This window comes from Vibrio sp. 16, assembly GCF_963681195.1.
GTDB classification, from domain to species: domain Bacteria; phylum Pseudomonadota; class Gammaproteobacteria; order Enterobacterales; family Vibrionaceae; genus Vibrio; species Vibrio sinaloensis_D.
Map to the genome: position 1 here is coordinate 640714 of NZ_OY808998.1, position 19838 is coordinate 660551.

The 19838-nt window shown below is 46.4% G+C and carries 21 protein-coding genes and 1 riboswitch; of the genes, 8 read left to right on the top strand and 13 right to left on the bottom strand.

Annotated elements, in window-relative coordinates; genetic code table 11:
• The first annotated feature begins 74 nt into the window (after positions 1–74).
• Positions 75–1160, top strand: a complete 1086-nt coding sequence (locus U9J37_RS17180) for a permease (RefSeq protein ID WP_005473913.1) — start codon at positions 75–77, stop codon at positions 1158–1160.
• A 46-nt stretch (positions 1161–1206) separates the two neighbouring features.
• Here the strand turns inward: U9J37_RS17180 and U9J37_RS17185 are convergent, their stop codons facing one another.
• Positions 1207–2118, bottom strand: coding sequence for a LysR family transcriptional regulator (locus U9J37_RS17185; RefSeq protein WP_005473903.1), 912 nt, complete (start codon positions 2116–2118; stop codon positions 1207–1209).
• A gap of 136 nt (positions 2119–2254) precedes the next feature.
• On the opposite strand from U9J37_RS17185, the gene U9J37_RS17190 reads away from it, so the two are divergent.
• Both U9J37_RS17190 and U9J37_RS17195 read left to right on the top strand, forming a co-directional pair.
• Positions 2255–3430, top strand: coding sequence for an MFS transporter (locus tag U9J37_RS17190; RefSeq protein WP_005474007.1), 1176 nt, complete (start codon positions 2255–2257; stop codon positions 3428–3430).
• A 166-nt stretch (positions 3431–3596) separates the two neighbouring features.
• Complete coding sequence (locus U9J37_RS17195) at positions 3597–3881, top strand: hypothetical protein (RefSeq protein WP_005473926.1); 285 nt, start codon at positions 3597–3599, stop codon at positions 3879–3881.
• A gap of 23 nt (positions 3882–3904) precedes the next feature.
• Here the strand turns inward: U9J37_RS17195 and U9J37_RS17200 are convergent, their stop codons facing one another.
• A complete protein-coding gene (locus U9J37_RS17200; protein ID WP_005473899.1) occupies positions 3905–4651 on the bottom strand; it encodes a phosphatase PAP2 family protein in 747 nt (248 codons plus the stop codon).
• A 158-nt stretch (positions 4652–4809) separates the two neighbouring features.
• Entirely contained in the window at positions 4810–5640 is an 831-nt protein-coding gene (thiD, locus tag U9J37_RS17205) for a bifunctional hydroxymethylpyrimidine kinase/phosphomethylpyrimidine kinase (protein WP_005473953.1), read from the bottom strand.
• Positions 5641–5715: 75 nt separating this feature from the next.
• A riboswitch (TPP riboswitch) is annotated at positions 5716–5828 on the bottom strand.
• A 128-nt stretch (positions 5829–5956) separates the two neighbouring features.
• On the opposite strand from thiD, the gene U9J37_RS17210 reads away from it, so the two are divergent.
• Positions 5957–6859, top strand: coding sequence for a LysR family transcriptional regulator (locus U9J37_RS17210; RefSeq protein WP_005473893.1), 903 nt, complete (start codon positions 5957–5959; stop codon positions 6857–6859).
• Positions 6860–6930: 71 nt separating this feature from the next.
• Here the strand turns inward: U9J37_RS17210 and U9J37_RS17215 are convergent, their stop codons facing one another.
• The 4 genes from U9J37_RS17215 to U9J37_RS17230 all read right to left on the bottom strand — a co-directional run bounded on the left by U9J37_RS17215 (position 6931) and on the right by U9J37_RS17230 (position 11667).
• Positions 6931–7083 carry a hypothetical protein gene (locus tag U9J37_RS17215; RefSeq protein ID WP_005473982.1) on the bottom strand — a complete coding sequence of 51 codons (153 nt, stop codon included), beginning with the start codon at positions 7081–7083 and terminating at the stop codon, positions 6931–6933.
• A gap of 664 nt (positions 7084–7747) precedes the next feature.
• A complete protein-coding gene (locus U9J37_RS17220; protein ID WP_005473901.1) occupies positions 7748–9640 on the bottom strand; it encodes a PhoX family protein in 1893 nt (630 codons plus the stop codon).
• Between the two features lie 463 nt (positions 9641–10103).
• Entirely contained in the window at positions 10104–10937 is an 834-nt protein-coding gene (locus U9J37_RS17225) for an arginase family protein (protein WP_005473932.1), read from the bottom strand.
• A 4-nt stretch (positions 10938–10941) separates the two neighbouring features.
• On the bottom strand, positions 10942–11667 hold the full coding sequence (locus U9J37_RS17230) for an IclR family transcriptional regulator (protein WP_005473990.1): 726 nt from the start codon (positions 11665–11667) through the stop codon (positions 10942–10944).
• Between the two features lie 269 nt (positions 11668–11936).
• Here U9J37_RS17230 and U9J37_RS17235 point away from each other — a divergent pair, with 269 nt between their 5' ends.
• Together U9J37_RS17235 and U9J37_RS17240 are read left to right on the top strand one after the other, a co-directional pair.
• On the top strand, positions 11937–13028 hold the full coding sequence (locus U9J37_RS17235) for an efflux RND transporter periplasmic adaptor subunit (RefSeq protein ID WP_005473957.1): 1092 nt from the start codon (positions 11937–11939) through the stop codon (positions 13026–13028).
• A gap of 122 nt (positions 13029–13150) precedes the next feature.
• Positions 13151–13756, top strand: coding sequence for a TetR/AcrR family transcriptional regulator (locus tag U9J37_RS17240; protein WP_005473917.1), 606 nt, complete (start codon positions 13151–13153; stop codon positions 13754–13756).
• Positions 13757–13780: 24 nt separating this feature from the next.
• Here U9J37_RS17240 and U9J37_RS17245 read toward each other — a convergent pair whose 3' ends face one another.
• The 3 genes from U9J37_RS17245 to U9J37_RS17255 all read right to left on the bottom strand — a co-directional run bounded on the left by U9J37_RS17245 (position 13781) and on the right by U9J37_RS17255 (position 16566).
• A complete protein-coding gene (locus U9J37_RS17245) occupies positions 13781–15172 on the bottom strand; it encodes a glycoside hydrolase family 1 protein (protein ID WP_043887170.1) in 1392 nt (463 codons plus the stop codon).
• 72 nt (positions 15173–15244) lie between these two features.
• Entirely contained in the window at positions 15245–15550 is a 306-nt protein-coding gene (locus U9J37_RS17250; RefSeq protein WP_005473891.1) for a PTS sugar transporter subunit IIB, read from the bottom strand.
• A gap of 92 nt (positions 15551–15642) precedes the next feature.
• Entirely contained in the window at positions 15643–16566 is a 924-nt protein-coding gene (locus tag U9J37_RS17255; protein WP_005474015.1) for a LysR family transcriptional regulator, read from the bottom strand.
• 184 nt (positions 16567–16750) lie between these two features.
• On the opposite strand from U9J37_RS17255, the gene U9J37_RS17260 reads away from it, so the two are divergent.
• Positions 16751–17176 carry a universal stress protein gene (locus tag U9J37_RS17260; protein ID WP_005473951.1) on the top strand — a complete coding sequence of 142 codons (426 nt, stop codon included), beginning with the start codon at positions 16751–16753 and terminating at the stop codon, positions 17174–17176.
• An 84-nt stretch (positions 17177–17260) separates the two neighbouring features.
• On the opposite strand, the gene U9J37_RS17265 is transcribed toward U9J37_RS17260, so the two are convergent.
• On the bottom strand, positions 17261–17809 hold the full coding sequence (locus U9J37_RS17265; RefSeq protein ID WP_005473965.1) for a carboxymuconolactone decarboxylase family protein: 549 nt from the start codon (positions 17807–17809) through the stop codon (positions 17261–17263).
• A gap of 251 nt (positions 17810–18060) precedes the next feature.
• On the opposite strand from U9J37_RS17265, the gene U9J37_RS17270 reads away from it, so the two are divergent.
• On the top strand, positions 18061–18645 hold the full coding sequence (locus U9J37_RS17270; protein WP_005473883.1) for a TetR/AcrR family transcriptional regulator: 585 nt from the start codon (positions 18061–18063) through the stop codon (positions 18643–18645).
• A 74-nt stretch (positions 18646–18719) separates the two neighbouring features.
• On the opposite strand, the gene U9J37_RS17275 is transcribed toward U9J37_RS17270, so the two are convergent.
• Both U9J37_RS17275 and U9J37_RS17280 read right to left on the bottom strand, forming a co-directional pair.
• A complete protein-coding gene (locus tag U9J37_RS17275; RefSeq protein WP_005474018.1) occupies positions 18720–19379 on the bottom strand; it encodes a nitroreductase family protein in 660 nt (219 codons plus the stop codon).
• 29 nt (positions 19380–19408) lie between these two features.
• On the bottom strand, positions 19409–19699 hold the full coding sequence (locus U9J37_RS17280; RefSeq protein WP_043887171.1) for a putative quinol monooxygenase: 291 nt from the start codon (positions 19697–19699) through the stop codon (positions 19409–19411).
• Between the last annotated feature and the right edge of the window lie 139 nt (positions 19700–19838).

Sequence of the window (19838 nt, forward strand, 5' to 3'; positions counted from 1 at the left end):
CCTGCCTTTCCTTTGATTTCTATAATTCTAAAATAATCGAAATATATTCATCCTACTCGTTATGGAGTCAAGCAATGAACAATGAACTTATGACCATGGCAAGCGAAGCCCTGGATATGTTTGCCTTTCTCGCAGCAGAGTTGATCATTCTGTTTTTGGCCATCAGCTATATTGTTGGTGTGTTACAAGAGTTTCTAACCCCAGAAAAGATCCAGTCGATCTTAAGCTCACGTAATGGCAAAGGTTATATTGTTGCAGCGCTTTTAGGCGCAATTACACCTTTTTGCTCTTGCTCAACCATTCCTTTCCTAAAAGGGTTATTGCGAGCTCGAGCCGGGTTTGGCCCGATGATGGTCTTCTTGTTTGGTAGTCCACTGCTTAACCCTGTCATCATTGGTTTGTTTGTCGTGACTTTCGGTTGGAAAGTCGCCGCGTTCTACTTCCTGATCGCAATGACGGTATCGGTTGTTGCTGGTTATGTATTAGAAAAACTTGGCTTTGAAAAATACGTAAAACCTGAAGCCTATCAAGCTGTTGAAAACTCGAGTTGTAAAGCAAGCCGTGAAGAGCGCAAGCCTATAAAAACAGAAGCCAGTTCATGCAGTTCAAAAGCCGCTTGTGGTGAACCAACTTTGCCAGTGGCAGCGCAGAGCACTTGCTGTAGCACCAACGCCGAACCTAAAATTAAAGTCAGTTGCTGTGGTCCAGATGGCAGCGCCACTGCAACGCTCATTGAAAGCAAACAACAAAGCCGTTGGATGAATATCTGGTTATCCACTTGGAAAGACTTTAAACAAGTTTTCCCGTACTTGATGCTAGGTATTGCGATCGGTTCATTTATCTATGGCTTCATTCCGACGGAGTTGATCGTTGAATACGCTGGTGCAGGTAAATGGTATGCGATTCCTGTTGCGGCGGTTATCGGTATTCCACTCTATATTCGTGCTGAAGCCGTCATTCCATTAAGTGCAGCTCTGGTACAAAAAGGCATGGCGCTAGGATCTGTGATGGCATTGATCATTGGTAGTGCAGGAGCAAGTTTGACGGAAGTGATTTTGCTTAAGTCGATCTTCAAAAACCAAATGATCGCGGCTTTCTTGACTGTCATTTTAGGGATGGCGATAGGCGCAGGCTTCCTGTACAGCGTGCTCTTTGGTTAAACAAATCGTGATAAGCAGACCACTCTGCTTATCACAGACCATTTTTCTAGGCATCGAACGCAGTATACAAATGATCTAAAAACAGTCGCATTCGCTTGGGTAGATAATCGCGGCTTTGATAGATAACGTGTAAATCTGCGCTTTGGCCGACACTAACCTGACTAAAATTCTTCGTATAGCCATCAAGCAAGGTGACCAAACGGCCTTGAGCAATGTCTTGTTGGACATCTAGAATCGACTTCATGACGATCCCTTCACCGTCAATCGCCCACTGACGAAGCACCTCCCCATCATCTGAATACCGTTTTGGCATGATAGAAATGGATTGCTGCTCCCCATTAGCGGCAAAATACCAATGCTGCAGCGCTTCATTCCCTCTTATCAATGCAAGACATTGATGAGCCATCAACTCTGTCGGGCTTTTTGGCTCTCCGTAATCTGCAAGATATTGAGGAGATGCGCACAGCACTCGCTGGCTAGTTGCTAACTTGCGCGAAATCAGTTGGCTATCTGCTAGCTCCCCATAGCGAATCACCAGGTCCAGCCCAGACTCTGCCATGTTGCTTAACCCATCATTCAAATAGAGAAAGGGAATCACATCTGGGTGCATACGACAAAAAGAAGACAGCAATGGCGCAATGTATTGCTTACCTATGTCTTTCGGAGCTGAGATTTTAAGCGGTCCTTTTACCTCTGTGGTTCCGGTTTGAAGCACATTCTCAGTCGCTCGAACGCTTTCCAATATTTCAATACACGATTGGTGATAAAGCGCCCCTGCATCCGTCAAAGACAAATGACGAGTGCTTCGATTCAGCAGCTTCACACCATAGCGCTGCTCTAAATTTTGCAGCCTCGCCGTCACGGTCGCGGGCGATAGCCCCAAAGCTCTCCCGGCTGATGCCATGCCTCTGTGATGAACAATGGCAACAAACATTTCCATATCGGCGAACTTGTCCATTTTCCTACCTCATTATTTGGAATAGCTGAATAATAAATTCAAATAATAGCCAATTATCAAATTTTTTCGAATCAATATACTGACGCTATTCAGACAAGTCCCTCAACTTGCCATCGAAACCCAAAATGAGATTGCTATGAAAAATGAAAAGATGCCACTGCAGGTGTGGATTCTAACCTTAGCTGCCTTCGCAATTGGCACAGCAGAATTTGTTATCGCGGGCATATTGCCTCAAGTTGCTCACACTCTTTCAATTACTGAAGGTCAAGCGGGTTACCTAATTAGTGGCTACGCACTTGCGATTGTGTTTGGCGGCCCACTCCTCACGATATACCTCGCTCGTTTCAATAAGAAGAAGGTGCTGGCTGGGCTAATGGTGCTATTTATTCTTGGTAACCTACTTTCTGCGTACGCGCCAAACTATTGGATATTGATGACCAGCCGCGTAATCACAGGTTTGGTTCAAGGTCCGTTTTACGGTATTGGTGCTGTGGTTGCGACAGGACTGGTTGCCAAAAACATGGCTGGCCGCGCCGTTGGACAGATGTTTGCAGGCTTAACCTTAGCAAACGTGTTAGGGGTGCCAGGGGGCACTTGGATTGGTCTGCAATTTGGATGGCATACTACCTTCCTTACCGTCGCGGCCTTCGGTGCCATCGCTTTGTTCTTTATTGCGGTTGTGATTCAATCAAATGGACACGAGCAAGCAAAAGCGGTCAAAACTCAGTTAATTGCATTTAAGAATCCTCTACTTCTCATCAGTTTAACGGTTACCGTATTGGTTTGGTCGGGCTTCATGACCTTGTATGGTTACTTAGCGCCTATCGCTATGCACGTTAGCGGATTCGATGCGCAAGACGTAACATGGATTCTGGTTATCGTTGGGATTGGTTTGATCATCGGCAACCATATGGGTGGACGTTCCTCAGATAAAAATCTTCATAACGCATCCATCTATTGGGCTTTGGCAATGATTGTTTCACTGCTTTTGGTTGGGCTAAGCCTTAGCCATTCTTGGCTCTTTATCGCTGCTGCCTTTGTATTCGGTATCGCCTCTTTCGCGAATGTTCCAGCTATGCAGTTACGAGTCATGAACCACGGTGGCGAAGGACAAGAGCTCGCGGCAACTGCAAACATCTCCGCGTTTAATTTGGCCAACGCATTTGGCGGGTTCTTAGGAGGTATCGTGATAGACAGTCACTTGGGCGCAGGCATGATTCCATTTGCCGCTGTAGTGGTCCCTTTGATCGGCGTGATCTTTATCGTCAGAGCCAACCGCAGAGAAATCCTGAGCCCCCTCAGTCAAGCCTAACGAATAAGCTGCCTCTGGCAGCTTTTTTAATGCCAATGCTGACGTTGTCAGCAAAAATCATCGAGTTTATTAAGCCAGATCAATCTTGGTATTTATTTCGAGTAGCGTTCAAATTCCCTATCCTACACTTGTTTAAACACCCGTTCACAATAGTAAGGAGCCGCTTATGATTTCCGTACATAGAGACTATCAACTTCATGACCAAAACCATGCTCATGTGGAGATCAATCCTGTCGGCTTACTCGATGTCGACATTAGGGAAAACAAGGTTCATCACCAAGCCGAATTTTCTGAACTGAGCTTTAGAAAAGTTGGCCAATATACTCGATTATCTGCTCAGGGCGAGCAAAAACCTTGGCAACTTGAGCTAACCAACAAAGACGCGGAAGAAATCAACCGCTTGATTGATTCAGCCAACGAAGAGTTAGAGACGCTAATGCGGGATCTCTAAACAAACGCTGTATTTGAGCCGGTCTATTTGTGAGTCAAGATTGGAAGCTTGAGGAGGATCTTTTCGCTCAATGTATGGAACTGAGGCACCAATAGATAAACCGCGGAAACAAAGACGATAGAACCTACAAGGTCTATCGGTCGGTGCATTCCGAGCCACAGTCGGCTATACGCGACACCGAGTCCCCACAACATAAGCGCAGCGGCGAGTCCGTACTCTCTTGATTGCACAAATAGCCCACCAAAAAACGCGATACAGATGGCCACGAAAATCGTATGACCTGAGGGAAACGAGTAATCTTTTTCACCTTGCCAATGACGAGTTCTCCATTGGCTTACTTGCGTCGAAATGCCATCAATAACTTCAGCTTTTTGTGTCGAGTTGAGCTTGTAAAAATGCTCCGGCTGCGGAATGAGAAGCTGGTGAGACAAAAGTTCCGTGTAAGGTCGAGGGCTTTCTGTCATGATTTTCAGCCCGGTTTTAGCCGCAAAACCAATCAACAAAATCACCCCCAGTTGGACGCCGTTGGCAAGCAAGTTTTGAGTAGACGGGCGTTTTCTCCAGACCAACAGTGACAGAACTAACAAGGTAATGAGAAAGCCTTGTGAACCAGCGGAATCAGTGAGCAGAGTATAAAAAAGCCCTTCTTCGAAAGAGACGTCACTCAGTAAATCGATATGGCTAACGAGCAGTGACATTGGAGAAACCAATAACACCAAGATGGCCAATAACCCCAAGCCATACTGCTTTTTCATCAGATAGTTTTTCACTCGAATTCACCGCTCCACAACTCAACATGAACCGTATTAAACGCCTGTTTGTTGCGAGCTTTATCAACACTATGTCAATTCGATGAAAGTTCATTTCAGCAGCCAAAGATGATCGCAAAACGACGTCAATTTCCTCTTTCACTCGAGTCGCTAAAGGGCTATCTCACATTGATATGACCGGGGAAAAAGTGATGGACTGGGCCATGGCCACGACCCACTGTGAGCTCATCAGCATGAGAGATCGCTTGAGAAATATATTGCTTGCCAAGATACACCGCCTTGTGAAGACGATTCCCTTGAGCGAGATAAGACGCAATCGCTGATGACAAGGTGCAACCAGTGCCGTGGGTATTTTTCGTCGCAAAGCGTCGCGCGCGCAATAAGTCACTACTTTTGGCTTCAATCAGTAGGTCGTTGCTGTTGTCATCGCTATCAAGGTGCCCACCTTTGAGTAAAACAGCATTCGCTCCGAGCCCTCTCAGTTGCTCAATCATCGCCCCCATATCATCCTCGGTTTTAGGCACTTGCCCGCCAATAAGGGCGGCGGCTTCTGGCAAATTAGGGGTAATGAGATCGGCCAATGGCAGCAACTCACGCTTCAAGACCTCTATCGCGCGGTGTTTTAACAACAAATCTCCACTGGTCGCCACCATCACAGGGTCTACCACAAGATGCTTTGGTTGATATTGACGAATCTTTCGCGCGACCATGTCGATGATTTCGCTGTCTGCGAGCATCCCTACTTTTACGGCAACGATGTTGAGATCTGAAAAAACGGCATCGAGCTGGCTTTCAATATGAGCAACGGGTATAGGATGTATGGCGGATACGCCGAGGGTGTTTTGTGACGTGATGGCAGTAATGACCGAACACGCATAGCTTCCGGTTGCAGAGATGGCTTTGATGTCGGCTTGAATGCCCGCGCCGCCGCCGCTATCTGAGCCAGCAATGGTCAATACGATGGGGATATTGTCTTGTGAATGTGGCATGAGTGCTCCTATTACAAGACGTACAGGAACTCTCATCCAGCAGAGAAACCGCCGGCGAGTGCGGACACACTACCCAGTGTCACGCGAATAGTTCCCTACGTCAGTGTTAACTGAATCAGGTTCAACGGGTCTCGCAGTGCGATCTCAGCCATGCCATCAATGATGGTCAGGCCCCCCGACTATTTGCTGAGAATCATAACAGCAATCATAAGCGTGATGCACACAATAATTTTGCCGTTCAGGCAAGGGTTGCTACACAAACCAGTAATTATCGCTTAATCTAATTTTAATAATAGAATTTTATGAAGTAAGCATCATGCTCAACCCTACTTGGTTAAAAACGTTTACCACTCTTATCGATACAGGCCACTTTACCAAAACGGCAGATAAGCTGTTCATGACTCAGCCAGGCGTCACTCAGCACATAAAAAAGCTTGAGGAAGCATGCGGCTATCTATTGATTAAGCGAGACAAGAAAAGTTTCTCGATTACCGAGCAAGGAAGCGCCGTTTACAACTACGCCAAACGTCTTGAGAAGAGTGAACAGCAGCTCCTTGCCTCATTGGGCGAAGACGATCCTTATGCTGGAGCCGTGTCGCTCTCTTGCTCCGGCTCAATGGCCCTGATGCTTTACCCCGCCTTACTGGAGCTACAAAGTCATCACCCAAAACTCATTCCACAAGTCGAGGCAGCGCCGGAGCATAAAATCCTCAATGACATACTCGACGATCGCGCCGACCTTGGGATTGTGACACGAGTGCCGAATGACGCTCGCTTCCACAGCGAAAAACTCGGGAATGAGCCTCTGTGCTTGATGTTACCCGCCAAGCATCCTGCTAGTAAGCAGCCACTAAGCGTAGATACACTCAAGCAGCTAGGGTTTATTCGTCACCCTGATGCTGCCCACTATTTCGCGCTCTATTTTTCACAGTTCGATAATCCCGAGCTCGCTAGCCTAGCTATGAATGACGTCCCGATGACGGGCTACGTCAATCAGATTGCGCAAATTCTTCTGCCCGTATCGAAAGGGCTAGGATTTACTATTTTGCCAAAAAGCACGTTGGAAAGTTTTACCCACCGAGAGCAGGTCACGGTCTATCCATTACCAAGCTCAATAACCGAGAGCCTCTACTTACTTTCAAAAAAGAACCGTGATTGGCCGGCAAGGTTTAAGACAGTTAAGGAGACGATTGAGCACAGTATTGCAAAGAGAGAATAACGGGGAGTATATATAGTAAGGCAGGCACTAGGAGGACCCGTGGGAGCCCCCTGCGCGACTGAGTGGGTAGCTTATGCTTCTAGAACTTCTTCACCGAGCACTTCCGACAATAGAAGTTGGTCGGTCTCATCGAGCTTCATTCCTAACACAGGTAGACCGTGTTGGGCAGTCCAACAACAGAAGAAAACCACAATTGCTAATGCGAATAGAATCACTGATATCATAGCCTAATCTCCTCCATGGTTAACATCACCAATACCTGGCTAACCATAAGATGCCGCTAAATCGCGAAGGCCGTCATGCAATACTTTATTCTTTTACGTTTGGGAATCACACAGCGCGAAATCGCGCAAAGTTGTGTTTCTGTATCGTGCAGTGTATTCGTATTAACTATTGAAATCGACTTGGTCTAAACACCTTTGGTTAGTTTGGGTACTCTTTCAATATAGACATACCGTACAAATGAAGCAACTAGATTTAGTAGCAAATTTATACAAAGTCACACTTTTCTTGCTTTTGAGCTTGCATCCCACTCAAGACGGCAAAATTACCACTTAAACTTGCGCTAAGTTTCCACTTGAGAGAGCAATTAATTGACAATAAAGTGGCTGAGAGTTGACGTTACAACCTTGTAAAAAACCAAATCTAGCACGTAATTAACTCCCGACAAGGCGCGGTATTTCAGTGTTGCCCTGTCTTTGCGGAGAGTAATTGGTAAAAAACAGCCTAGCCATTGCCATTTCAATATTGGAGATATTATCAATTTTTGGCTTTTAGGCTTTGTGCAGTACAGATAGTCGCGCTGGTATCAACTTTTAAGGAACTGAGAATAAAAAAAGCTCCAGAGTCAGGCACTCTGAAGCTTTGATTACACCACTTTAATTGTGATTATGCGCCAATCACGCCGCCATCTTCACGGGTGATCGCCATGATCGTTGAACGCGGCTTGCTGTTACCACCACCTGGGAAGTGAGAAGGCGCGCCTTTTTCACCTGGGTGCTGGACACCCACAAACATCGTTTTGTTGTCTGCTGAGAAAGTCATACCCGTGATTTCACACGCAATTGGTCCAGTCAAGAAACGGCGAACTTCGCCGGTCATTGGGTCACCACACAGCATTTGGTTGTTGCCTTGTCCTGCAAAGTCCCCTTTGTTCGAGTAGTTACCATCGGTTTGAATCCACAAACGTCCCGCAGAGTCGAAACCAATCCCGTCTGGGCTATTGAACATGTTGTCTGCGGTAATGTTGGCACTTCCTGCATATAGGTTGCCTTTGTGGACCTCAGGGTTACCTGCAATTAAGTAAAGGTCCCACTCAAATCCCGCATTGGTATGGTCACCGGCTTGCGGTACCCAACGTACAATTTGGCCATAGTGGTTTTCTTTACGAGGGTTAGGACCACCAACAGGTTGACCTTCTTTCACACCTCGGTTCTTATTGTTGGTTAGCGTACAGAACACATGGTTGTTGTTTGGATGAACCGCAACCCACTCAGGTCTATCCATCGTAGTGGCTCCAACTTGTGTCGCAGCACGGCGAGCAAAAATCATCACTTCTGCTTGGTCGTTAAAACCGTTCTCTTTGGTTAAACCGTTCTTGCCGTGTGTCAGCTCAATCCACTGACCTTTGCCTTTGAGCTCGTTTTCATCCATTTCAAACTTGGCGACAAACAGAGTGCCCTCTTCCAGTAGGTTGCGGTTTGCTTTGTCATTGCCTGGCTGATACTTGTTCTTCGACACAAACTTGTATAGATGCTCTCCGCGCTCATCGTCACCGAGATACACAACCACATGACCGTCGTCGTTGATCAGTAACGCTGCATTTTCATGCTTAAAACGACCTAAAGCTGTTCTCTTTAGCGGCGTTGATGTTGGGTCATTCGGGTCAATCTCAACAACCCAGCCGAAGCGATGTGGTTCGTTCGGGTGTTTTGCCACATCAAAACGCTCATCGCTGTCATGCCACTGATACTTGCTCTTCGCCGCTTTCACACCATAACGCTTGTGATCATCACTTAGCTCTGCGCTCGCGTTAGTACCAAAGTAGCCGTTAAAGTTCTCTTCACAAGTGAGGTAAGTTCCCCAAGGCGTCTGGCCATTCGCACAGTTGTTGAATGTGCCAAGCGGTGTCATACCTGAAGGGTCTAGCTCGGTTTTCATCAGCTCGTGCCCCGCAGCCGGGCCGGTTAGCTGCATAGGCGTGTTTGCGGTGATGCGTCGATTGCGTGCGCCGCTTTTGTCGAGCGTCCAACCGCTATCGGATTTGATAATTTCAAACACGGTAACGCCATGCGCTGCTTGCGCTTTAAGAACGTCGTCTGCTGTCATCGCCTTTCCGCCGTGATCAAACAGCAAATCGTAATTGGTGTACTCGTTGTTTACCGCGATCACTGCGCGGCTGTCATTGATTGGGAAAAAGCTCATGCCGTCGGTGTTGTCACCAAACTGACGAAGCTGTGCGTCAGAGCCTTGCTTACCGCTTGGGTCAAACTCTGGCGCGCCATTAAAGATTGGGTCTCCCCAAGAAAGTAATGGGGTCGCTTTATAACCTTTCGGTACGATGAATGCGTCAGCTGTCGATGCTGGAACCGCTTCAAAGTTGAGCAGAGCACTTTCACCTTTTGCAGCGAAAGCCTTTGTGATCGGGTTTAGCGAAAGAAATGCACTTGCACTTACTGCCGCTGTTCCAGCTAAAAATCGGCGTCTCGACAGACGAGCATCGATCATTTGGCTGAACTCAGAATCCTGATTATCACGCTTATCGCTTGAAACTGGACACATTGCTGACTCCTTGCTTAGTTTTAATAAAAATTGCCAAGGAATGGTAGAAGCCGTAAATGACAGAGAAATTAACTTATTGTTTCTTATGGGTTAAGAACCCTTTACATAAAAACGACACTTACATGGCAAACTCATTAAAGTGCGCTATGGTTCAATTTTGGTAAATAAGGTACGGCATACATGCAAAAAAATGTGAACCAAACCCTAGCTTTTTTGAAAATTGGCGGCTAAATTGAGTCTTGTTCATGAGGAACTTGATTCACATTAGCTCAGTGAAGAGCGGATTTGTATTTACGTGAGGGAATATCATGAAGAAAATGAGAAAAGCACAATTGCATCGCGTTCGTATTCAGTATTGGAAAGAGTCGAACAAAAACGCGAACAAAGAATCTTAATGTGCTACCCCAAAAAACTAAGCTGGCTTAATCGCCAGCTTTTGCGTTTTTAGCGCCTTTGAAGCACTCTATGCGGCTTGATTGGAGCTTGGAAACATCTCTGCGAGCTCATGGAAAATGGCCTGAGTTTGTTTGGAGAACAGGTGTTTATCTTTATAGCCGACCAACTGAATTTGGCGCACCTTTCCTGAAATCAAGATTTGTCTCAACATACGGCTGACCATTTGAATATCCAATGCGCTGCCCTGCTCCAAACGAGAAACTGGGTATAAGCAAGCAAGATCAATGTTGAGTATCACCTCTTCACAATGGGTAAGATACGTCGCGATCTGCTGCTTCACTTGAAAACGATGACTAAAGTTGCACTCTGGCAACGTTAACCAATCACAGCCAAGATCTTCTGCATACTCAATGGTTCGCTCGTCAATGTTGGCACTGTCGATCCCTAAACAGAACAATCGGCATTCATTATAGCGTGACAATGCAAAGTGAAAGGCCGAGCCTTGGTCAGGCTCTAGTGACGCTTTTAACTCAAACTGCCGACCAATATGAATAATGCCCAAATCTCGCTGCGAAGAATGAAGAAGAGGTAAGCTGTAGAGCAAACTCTCGCTATTGTTTGTCAGCACAACGGGCAACGTATCAGAGCCTAAAAAACGGCTGAGGTGCAATTGGAACTGATTAGCAGACTGCTCCATGAGATTGTAGTGACCACCATTTAACCAGTGCGATTGATCCAGCGACACTAGCCAGTCAAACATCTCTTCTAAGCTCTGATCGGCTATCTCAAAGTCCACCTGTTTCATCGGCTTAATTCGTTCCGATACGGTCAACAACGCTAACCGATGTGAAGAAATACCTGTGATACTGTGTGTTTTGTTACGTCGAAATAGCCCAAACATCGCATTACCTTTCTGGGGGCAAAGCCCTTGCTGCTTGAAGAACGTGCAAAATTATCTTTTGCCGGTTTTGTTCTACCCTATGGGCAGGCGCCATGACCGAAATCGCTCCGACCAATTTTGTTCCTTTCATCACTGGTGCGCTGATCCCTGACACCCCTGAGTCGATCTCCGAAGTACTGAGCGCGTATCCTTGATTGCGGATTTGCGCCAACTCTTCTTGCCACTGCGAAATATGGTTGTATTCGCCAAAGTAACGTAAGATCTTTTCGCATCGCTGCGCAGGCATATACGCAAGCATCACCTTTGATGAGGCGCCTCGCAGCAGAGGTTGACTTTGACCCTGGACGTAGCTGCAACGAAGCGCCTGCATACTCTCTTTACGGCTCACACATAGCGCTCTGTAGCCTACGGGCACCATGTACGCCGCCATTTCACCGGTCTGTTTTTGCAGCCGATTTAGCACCACATCAACCGCATCCAAATCGTGCTGGCTGGTTTCGTAACTGCGCATTAGCATCAATGCAGCCGGACCGATGATCAAGGTTTTGTCTGATGGACTCTCTTCAATCAGGTTCCACTCTTTTAACAGTTTAAGATGGCGATATAAGCTACTGATTGGTGTTCCTACCTGCTCGCTGAGCTGTTTGGCAGTCACCGGCTCATCATTCACCGCCACTTGCATTAATAACTGCAGAACCTTCTCGTTTACTTGTCCACTACTCTGCTTCATAGAGTTCACGCTCTTGTTGTATCGCTAGAATTGGTTGATGATCAAATTGTATTCTTATCCTGTAGGAATTAATAAGCATTGGTCACAATAGTTTCTCATAATCCGAGAATTAACCCGTACCGCTGTTTTCTGGTCTTAACCTTGTCTCACTCTTGAACCTGCCAATAACTTTACTTAACGGTAAAGTTAAAATATTCTTGGGAACGATAATAAAATCAGCACCATTTACCAATCCAATAAGCCAGAACAATAATAATCCAGGGACAGACATGAACAAACTCGCCCTTTCTGTTGGCCTTACTTTTACTCTTGCTCCGATTCTGTTTTTTACTTGTCAGCGTTCAGAAGCTGGACCAAACGCGCAGCCCACCGCTTACGTGGTTCAGTTTCCAATCGAGCGCCAAGTCACCCAGTTAACCCCACTCGATGGCGAAATTAAGCCATCGCAATTCACCCAAATCATTGCTGAGCATAGCGCGAAAATCGATACGATTTATGTTCAAGATGGCGAATACGTTGACCAAGGAGAGCCGATATTTAGCTTTGATGATGCTTTGCCCGCCCTCGCGGTGAAGGCAGCAGAGTATGAGTATCAAATGGCGACAAGAAACATCATGGAGCTCACCCGTACCGCTCATGAAAACGATCCAAGGCTCAATACCGCCGTGAAAGCTGTCGACGCAACACGAAACAATTTGCTCAACGCGCAAAAGGCGCTGAAGTCGACCACAGTTTACGCGCCATTTTCGGGCAAAATGGGCCAAATTCGCTTTAATACGGGCAACCTTGTCAATGCGGGAGATCTAGTTTCTGAACTGGTGGCCACTGATACGGTTGAAGTGCACTTTATGGCCTCACCAGAGGTGCTCAATACCTTCCGCCAAGTCCTTAATAACGAACCCGACACGCTAAAAGCGTCGCTTCAATCTGCGGAGGGGAGCTTTATTGATGGCAAGCTCAAGTACGTCGACTCAAGCCTCTCTGATCAACATGCAAAGTTATCCGCCTATGCGGTGTTTGACAATGGTAATGGCGAACACCTGATTGGCTCGAAGACGACGCTCTACCTCAATAGCCCAGAGCCAAAACCCCAGCTGTTTGTGCCAGAAATCGCACTACATACTGAGGACGGCATCCCGACTCTCTTTGTCCTTGACGAACAACGGATTGTGCGGCCAAAGCAAGTGACCCTTGCGACAATCAAAGAGCGCTATACAGGTTATGTGCCCATCGCCGAGGGGATTGAAGCGACCGACTTTGTGTTATCGACACCTGATGCACCGCAACTCGTTGGTAAAAAAATCGACCCTATGGTCAATATCGTCAACCAGCTTAACGAAATACTCAATCGCGCACCTTGATGCTAAAAGCAGCGAACGAGCGACTAAAAGATGAAAAAACTCTCAAAACACCGCGCCAATAGTAGAAGGAACGACAAACTATGGTAGCTTCTCAGCTTTCCCCATCCTGTACGGATAAAGGTATGGATAAACGAAGTCAACGCAGCGAACGAACCAAGCTGAGTATTATTTTAGCGGCAATTGAATGTTATAAAGAGCTTGGCGTTCAAGGCGCCTCTTTGGAGGTCATCGCCAAGCAAGCAGGAACAACCAAACCAACGGTCTATTCTCACTTTGGGTCAAAGGAGAATCTCTACCAAGCGGTTGTTGAGCACATCATGGAAGAAGAGAAGCTTAATCACGCATTGCCGCCGTTCGACCCCAACCAGAGTTTACGCCAACAGCTGATCGATATTTTTTCCACGCAGCTTGAGCGAGTAATGAAGTGCGAAAGACGCCGTTTGCTGGTTGCCATTACGATTGAAGCCATGTGCCAAGGTCAATGTCACTTAAACAATGTTGAGAGCATTAAAACCTGCCCAATGGAGGCTTGGTTAGATTCTGCCATTCATCATGGTGCTCTGCCGCCGCAAAACAGTGCAGAGCTGGCGACCAATTTATGGGCGTTAATCAAAGGGCGAACCTTTTTTCCTGTTTTCTTGGGAATGGCACCCAATGATCTGAGCGAGCGACAACGCAACTTAGAATCTGCCATTGATTTTTTTCTGTCCTGCCAAAAAGCAAAATGAGGAGCCCATTGGCTCCTCATTCGTTTATTTGCTCAATGTCTGACCATGACTGCGGATAACGTCCTGATACCAATAGAAGCTTTTCTTGCGCTTACGTTCAAGCGTACCGCTTCCATCATCATGGCGATCCACATAAATGTAGCCGTATCGTTTACTCATCTCGGCAGTCGAGTTCGCGACTAAGTCAATCGGTCCCCAACTGGTAAAGCCCATCAAATCAACACCATCGAGTATCGCCTCTTGAGCCTGTACGAGGTGATCATTTAAGTACGCGATGCGATAGTCATCAATAATCTCGCCTTCTGGTGTCACTTCATCACGCGCGCCCAACCCGTTTTCAACAATAAACAACGGTTTTTGGTATCGGTCGTATAAAAAATTGAGCAACACTCGCAGCCCTTTCGGGTCAATCAACCAACCCCACTGGCTTTTCTCAAGGTAAGGATTCGGCACACCTGAAACGATGTTGCCGACTTCTTTATCTTTGGGATCGGCGCTAGCACAGCCACTGGCGTAATAGCTAAACGAAATAAAATCGACACTCGCGCTCGCCAGTAGTTCGAGATCGCCCTCTTGCATATCGATGGTAATCCCGTTTTCGCGGAAATAACGTTGCATGTACCCAGGGTACTTACCACGTGTTTGCACATCCCCGAAAAACAGCCATTGATTGTTCTCATGCCTCGCTGCCAGAACATCATCTGGGTTGCAGGTGTACGGATAATAAAGCGCCCCCAACAGCATATTGCCGATTTTGGCGTCTGGGATGATTTGATGACACAGGTTCACCGCTTTGGCATTGGCAAGAAGTTGGTGATGAATCGCTTGGTAGATCGCTTGCTCGCTCGCATCTTCTTGAAGACCAACCCCAGTAAAAGGCGCGTGCAAAGACATATTGATTTCATTGAAGGTTAGCCAAAGTTTGACCTTGTTTTTATAACGCTCAAACACCGTGCGTGCGTAACGTTCGAAAAAGGTGATGAGCTCTCGGCTCCCCCAGCCGCCGTAGTTTTCCACCAATGCGTAAGGCATCTCATAGTGCGATAAGGTGACAAACGGCTGCATCCCGTGTGCGGCTAACTCATCAAACAACTTGTCGTAGTAGGCAAGACCGGCTTCATTGGGTTCTAACTCGTCACCATTTGGGAAAATGCGCGTCCACGCAATGGACAAACGTAAACAGTTGAAACCCATCTCTTCAAACAACTGAATATCTTCTGGGTAACGATGGTAAAAGTCGATGGCGAGATCTTTGATCCCTTCGTTTCGTTCTTCCCGTGTTTGGTGAGGGCTCAAAATACCACTTGGCAACATGTCTGAGGTAGACAAGCCTTTGCCATCTTGATTGAAGGCGCCTTCGACTTGGTTGGCAGCAATCGCGCCGCCCCAAAGAAAGTGTTTTGGAAATGACATAATCTGTGCTCTTCGAATGATTGTTTGGATTAGTCTACGCCGATATTCGACGCAAAATAGGGCCGATTTTTTAGATTACCCTTTCCTAGTTTGTAAACGCTCTTCAATGATCTGAGAGTAGCTATTCGCCTTAACCCCGTAAATGATTTGCACATGTTGCTCATCTAAGATCACAACGCCAAATGCGCCGCTGTCCGTCAGACGTTTTTTATCAATCAAAGCGGTCTGCTTAAGTGTCAGTCGAAGACGAGTCGCGCACGCACCAGGCTCCAAAATATTGTCGAGACCGCCAATCGCGTCGACGATCTCGGTAACTTCTTGCTCATAGTTATTGTTCGTTGAGCCTAAGCGTTTTATGGTTTGAATAATTTTACGAAACATAGTCGTGCCGTTTTAAGCGAAATAAACCTCACATGTAACACAAGCACTTTCGCGTTTCTCTGACTCAAAGCAAGACCTAAGCAAAAAGACGATCACGAGCGTATAATGCCTCGTTGATTCAGCAGGTCGCACACGTGTTGTGTCTTCTCACGGAACATATCGCGCAGCAAGCGCACAGTGGGTGTGATAGAGCGACGACTTGGGCAAACCAACCACAATTCACTGCTTGTGGGCTGGTAGTCAGACATGATTTCTACAACATTTCCCGCCAACAAATCGTTCGACATATCCAAATAAGATTTTATCGCGATCCCTTTTCCGGCCACGCACCAGCGTCTTACCAAATCCGCATCATTTGATGCGCGGTTTCCCGACATTTTTACTTTGATCTCTTGCCCATCTTTGACAAATTCCCACTCATCTTTCAGCACATCACGTAACTGATAAAACAGCCCATTGTGATGCTTTAAGTCATCAGGGTGTTTGGGTTCGCCATGTTTGGCTAAATACTCCGGGCTGGCACACAATACTTTTCGGATATCACATATCTTAAATCCATACAGGTTTGAGTCTGTCGGCGAACCGTAACGCAGTGCGATATCCACGCCATCACGGTAGAGATCGACATTGCTATCACTCAAGTGCGTGCGCAACGACAACTTAGGGTGCGCGTCTAAGAACTCATCCAACCAAGGGACAACAACATTGCGCCCAAGGTCTGAGGAGAGTGAAATTCTCACCTCGCCATCGATCTCCCCTTGTTCTTCTCGCATAAGCTGCTTCGCTTGCGACAATAGCTCCAGCGCCTTTTCGCACTCTGGGATATAGCGCTCACCTGCACTTGAGAGCCTCAATTGCCGTGTTGTGCGGATAAACAGTTCGCTGCCAAGTGACGCTTCAACACGTTTCACCGCTGCACTCGCCGTTGCAGTCCTCATATCTAGCGCGGTGGCAGCTCTAGTAATACTGCGCATCTCAGCCACTTTCAGTACTACGTGCAGATCTTCAAGCAACATATTATCTATTCCTGTTTGATAATTATCGAAAGATTACACCGCCTTTGATGAAAAGCTCAAGCTGACAAAGATCAATATCAAATGAAATAGATTGAGTATTTATTCGGAGCGAGATCGAGTTAGCAATCTTTGCTCTTTGGAGCGTCTATTCTATATGTGTGTATTGATTAGGAAGAGGCTGGTTATGCATTACAAACATATCCTTGTCGCATTAGAGATTTCAGAAGAGAGTAACATCCTTATTGAGCGCGCTGTTTTTCTTGCTAAGCAGCTTGATTCACGTATCTCCTTTATTCATATCGACGGGACGCACGGCGAAATCTACCCTGATATTGTCGACATCAAAGCGACCCCAGATCTAAGACCACTCGATAGCCATAAAATGGAGCAGCTCAAGGCATTTGAAGACAATGCCAACTTCCCCATCAGTCAGTTTTTCATCGGAACCGGGGATTTGAGCGACAAGCTGCATGGTGTGATTCAAGACAGCCGAGTGGATCTTTTAATATGCGGCCATCACCAAGACTTTTGGAGTCGCATTGTTTCTTACTCGCAGCACCTCATCAACAAGTCTCCTGTGGATATACTCGTGGTACCGATTGAATCTTGATCGAGCAAATACAAGAAAAGGCCCAAACTCTTTGGGCCTTACTAAAAATATGCATTACTGATCTATGACCAGTAATCGAGTGAATCAGTTGCCCCACGCAAAAGGCTGGAACATAGGATCCAATGGCGTTTTCGCCGCGTGATTCACATAGTTACTGATCACTTTCTGCGACAAACCCAGAATCACTTCTAGCACTTGCTGCTGGCCGTAACCCGCTGCATAAAACGCTTCCAGATCAGCCTGAGTCACGTTACCTCTCGCACGAACCATGCTCAAGGTAAAGTCGTGCAAGGCTTGAAGTTTGTCTGTTGGTAGCAGAGTCCCGTCTCGCAGCGCCTGCGTAATATTCTCATCCACCTTCATTGAGTTAGCGATCAATGTATGCGCAGGAACACAGTAACGGCATTCGTGTTCTACGTTGATAGTTTGCCAAACAACAGTGAGTTCTTCAGCGGTAAATGAGCTATTGGCGAAATGAGCATGAAGCTGATTGTACGCCTTAAGCGTTTCTGGTGATTCAGCCAATGTCGCAAGTAAATTCGGAACCGCGCCCATGTTTTGCTGCGCACCTTGCAAGATGGCTTTCGACTCTTCTGGTGCTGATTCAATAGTGTGGCGTTTGAACTCGTTCATTTTCTTTCCTTCCTGTCTTTGTTTTTCAGTGCTAGATACGCCCTAGCGATGAACATACGATAGATCTATTTGAACGAACGTTCAATAATTAATTTGAACAATCGTTCAAATAATTTTAAAGCCATTAAAAATCAGTAATTTATTTTTATGTGCCTAGTATCACAGGCGACAAAGATGCGTGATCACAGCTTTACCGACCCTAACAAACCACCTATAATTTGAACTGTCGTTCAACATTGAGTTTCTACAGCATGGGCAAAACCGCAAAATTCGACCGAGAGTGGGTCATCAATCAAGCCACCGATCTCTACTGGCAAAAAGGCTTTCACGCCACCTCAATGAGAAACTTACAAGACGTGATCGATATGCGCCCAGGAAGCATTTACGCAGCATTTGGTAGCAAAGATGGGCTGTTTAAGGAAGCGTTGAACAACTACACGCAGATGGGTATTGAGAACTTAAACGCCTGCCTAGAAGCTTCCTCTTCTCCACTGGATGGTCTGAAAGCGTTTGTGAAACAAGTGGTTATAAATACGAAACATCATGCGCCCAATGGAATGTGCATGTTGGCCAAAACCATCGCAGAATTGACCGACGAACACCAAGCACTGCTAGAGCAAGCGCAGGCCTGTTTTCGCAAGATGGAAGAGACATTTGCCCAAGTGATTGTTCAAGCGCAGCAGCATGGTGAACTCTCTCCAGAGAAAGATGCCAACAAACTTGCTCGGCATCTCCAAGTGCAAATTGCGGGGTTGCGTACTTACGCGAAAGCCAACGACGATGACACGCTGCTTGAAGAAATGATCGACGATATTTTTACCCATCACCCGTTTTAAGTGTTGAGTATTGCAAAGACGACAAAGCCTGACGCTAAGGTCAGGCTTTGTCGTCTTTTTCAGTGGGGTTGTGATTACAGCACTTCAATCACATCATCCATATGCATACGCGCTTTCGGTAGGCCGTGGTTGTAGTCTTCCCCATCTTGGTGGTAGCCAATCGCCAATGCCACTTCACAGACATGCCCATCTAACTCTTGCTCAAAGATCTGGCCGATAAGCTCTGGATCGACCCCTTCCATTGGCGTTGAATCAATACCAAGGCGAGCCAAAGTGTGCAGTAAGTTACCCAGAGCAATGTAGACTTGTGCTTTTGTCCAATTGCCATTAAAGCCATTTTCGTCGGTATTCGCTTCTGCAAATCCGTAAGCGCCATCAAGCATCATGTGGTAACGCTCTTCCGGTAAGTGGCCTGATGTCACTTCGGCATCTACACGCTTGGCATATTTCTCTTTGGTGAATTTTGGATCGTAAGCCAACAGAATAGTGTGTGAGGCTTCTTTCGCATGCGGTTGATTAAACTGATGCTTATTGGCAAACGTATCGTGGAAACGCTGTTTGGCTTCATCGCTTTCCAATACGATGAATTTCCAAGGCTGTGAATTGATAGACGAAGCCGATAGACGCAGCGCCTCTTTGATCACTTGGATATCGTCAGCAGCAATGCGTTTCGTCGCATCGTATTTTTTAGCCGTATAGCGAGCGTTTAAGTCTTTAATGATTGGATGTGTCATGTTCGTGCCTCAATATAATAGGGGTTGCGTTACGCAATATGGGTCAATTCGTCGAGAGTAAACCGTTCAACCGCGCCTTCAGTTGCAGCCTTGTAAACGGCGATATGCTCACTTTGCAGGTGTTTTTGCAGCAACTCGCGTGATGTCCAATTTTCAAGGAAAACAAAATGCGCTGGATTCTCGTTGTCTTGGTGCAAATCGTAATCAATGCAGCCCTCTTCCAAACGGGTTGGCTCAATCAGCTTGATAAGCTCACTTTTCACCACTTCGATTTTGTCTTGCTTAGCAATAATATTTGCCACAATTGTTAATTTACTCATCGACTTAGCCCTGATATTTATCGTCCGCAACCACTTTGATTGCTTTTGCTTGATGTTTGCTTGAAAGTGATATTAAGGCAGGTTAAGAGCGCGATAAACAGTCTAATTTTTGAATTATTATCAATTTATTTTTGATAAT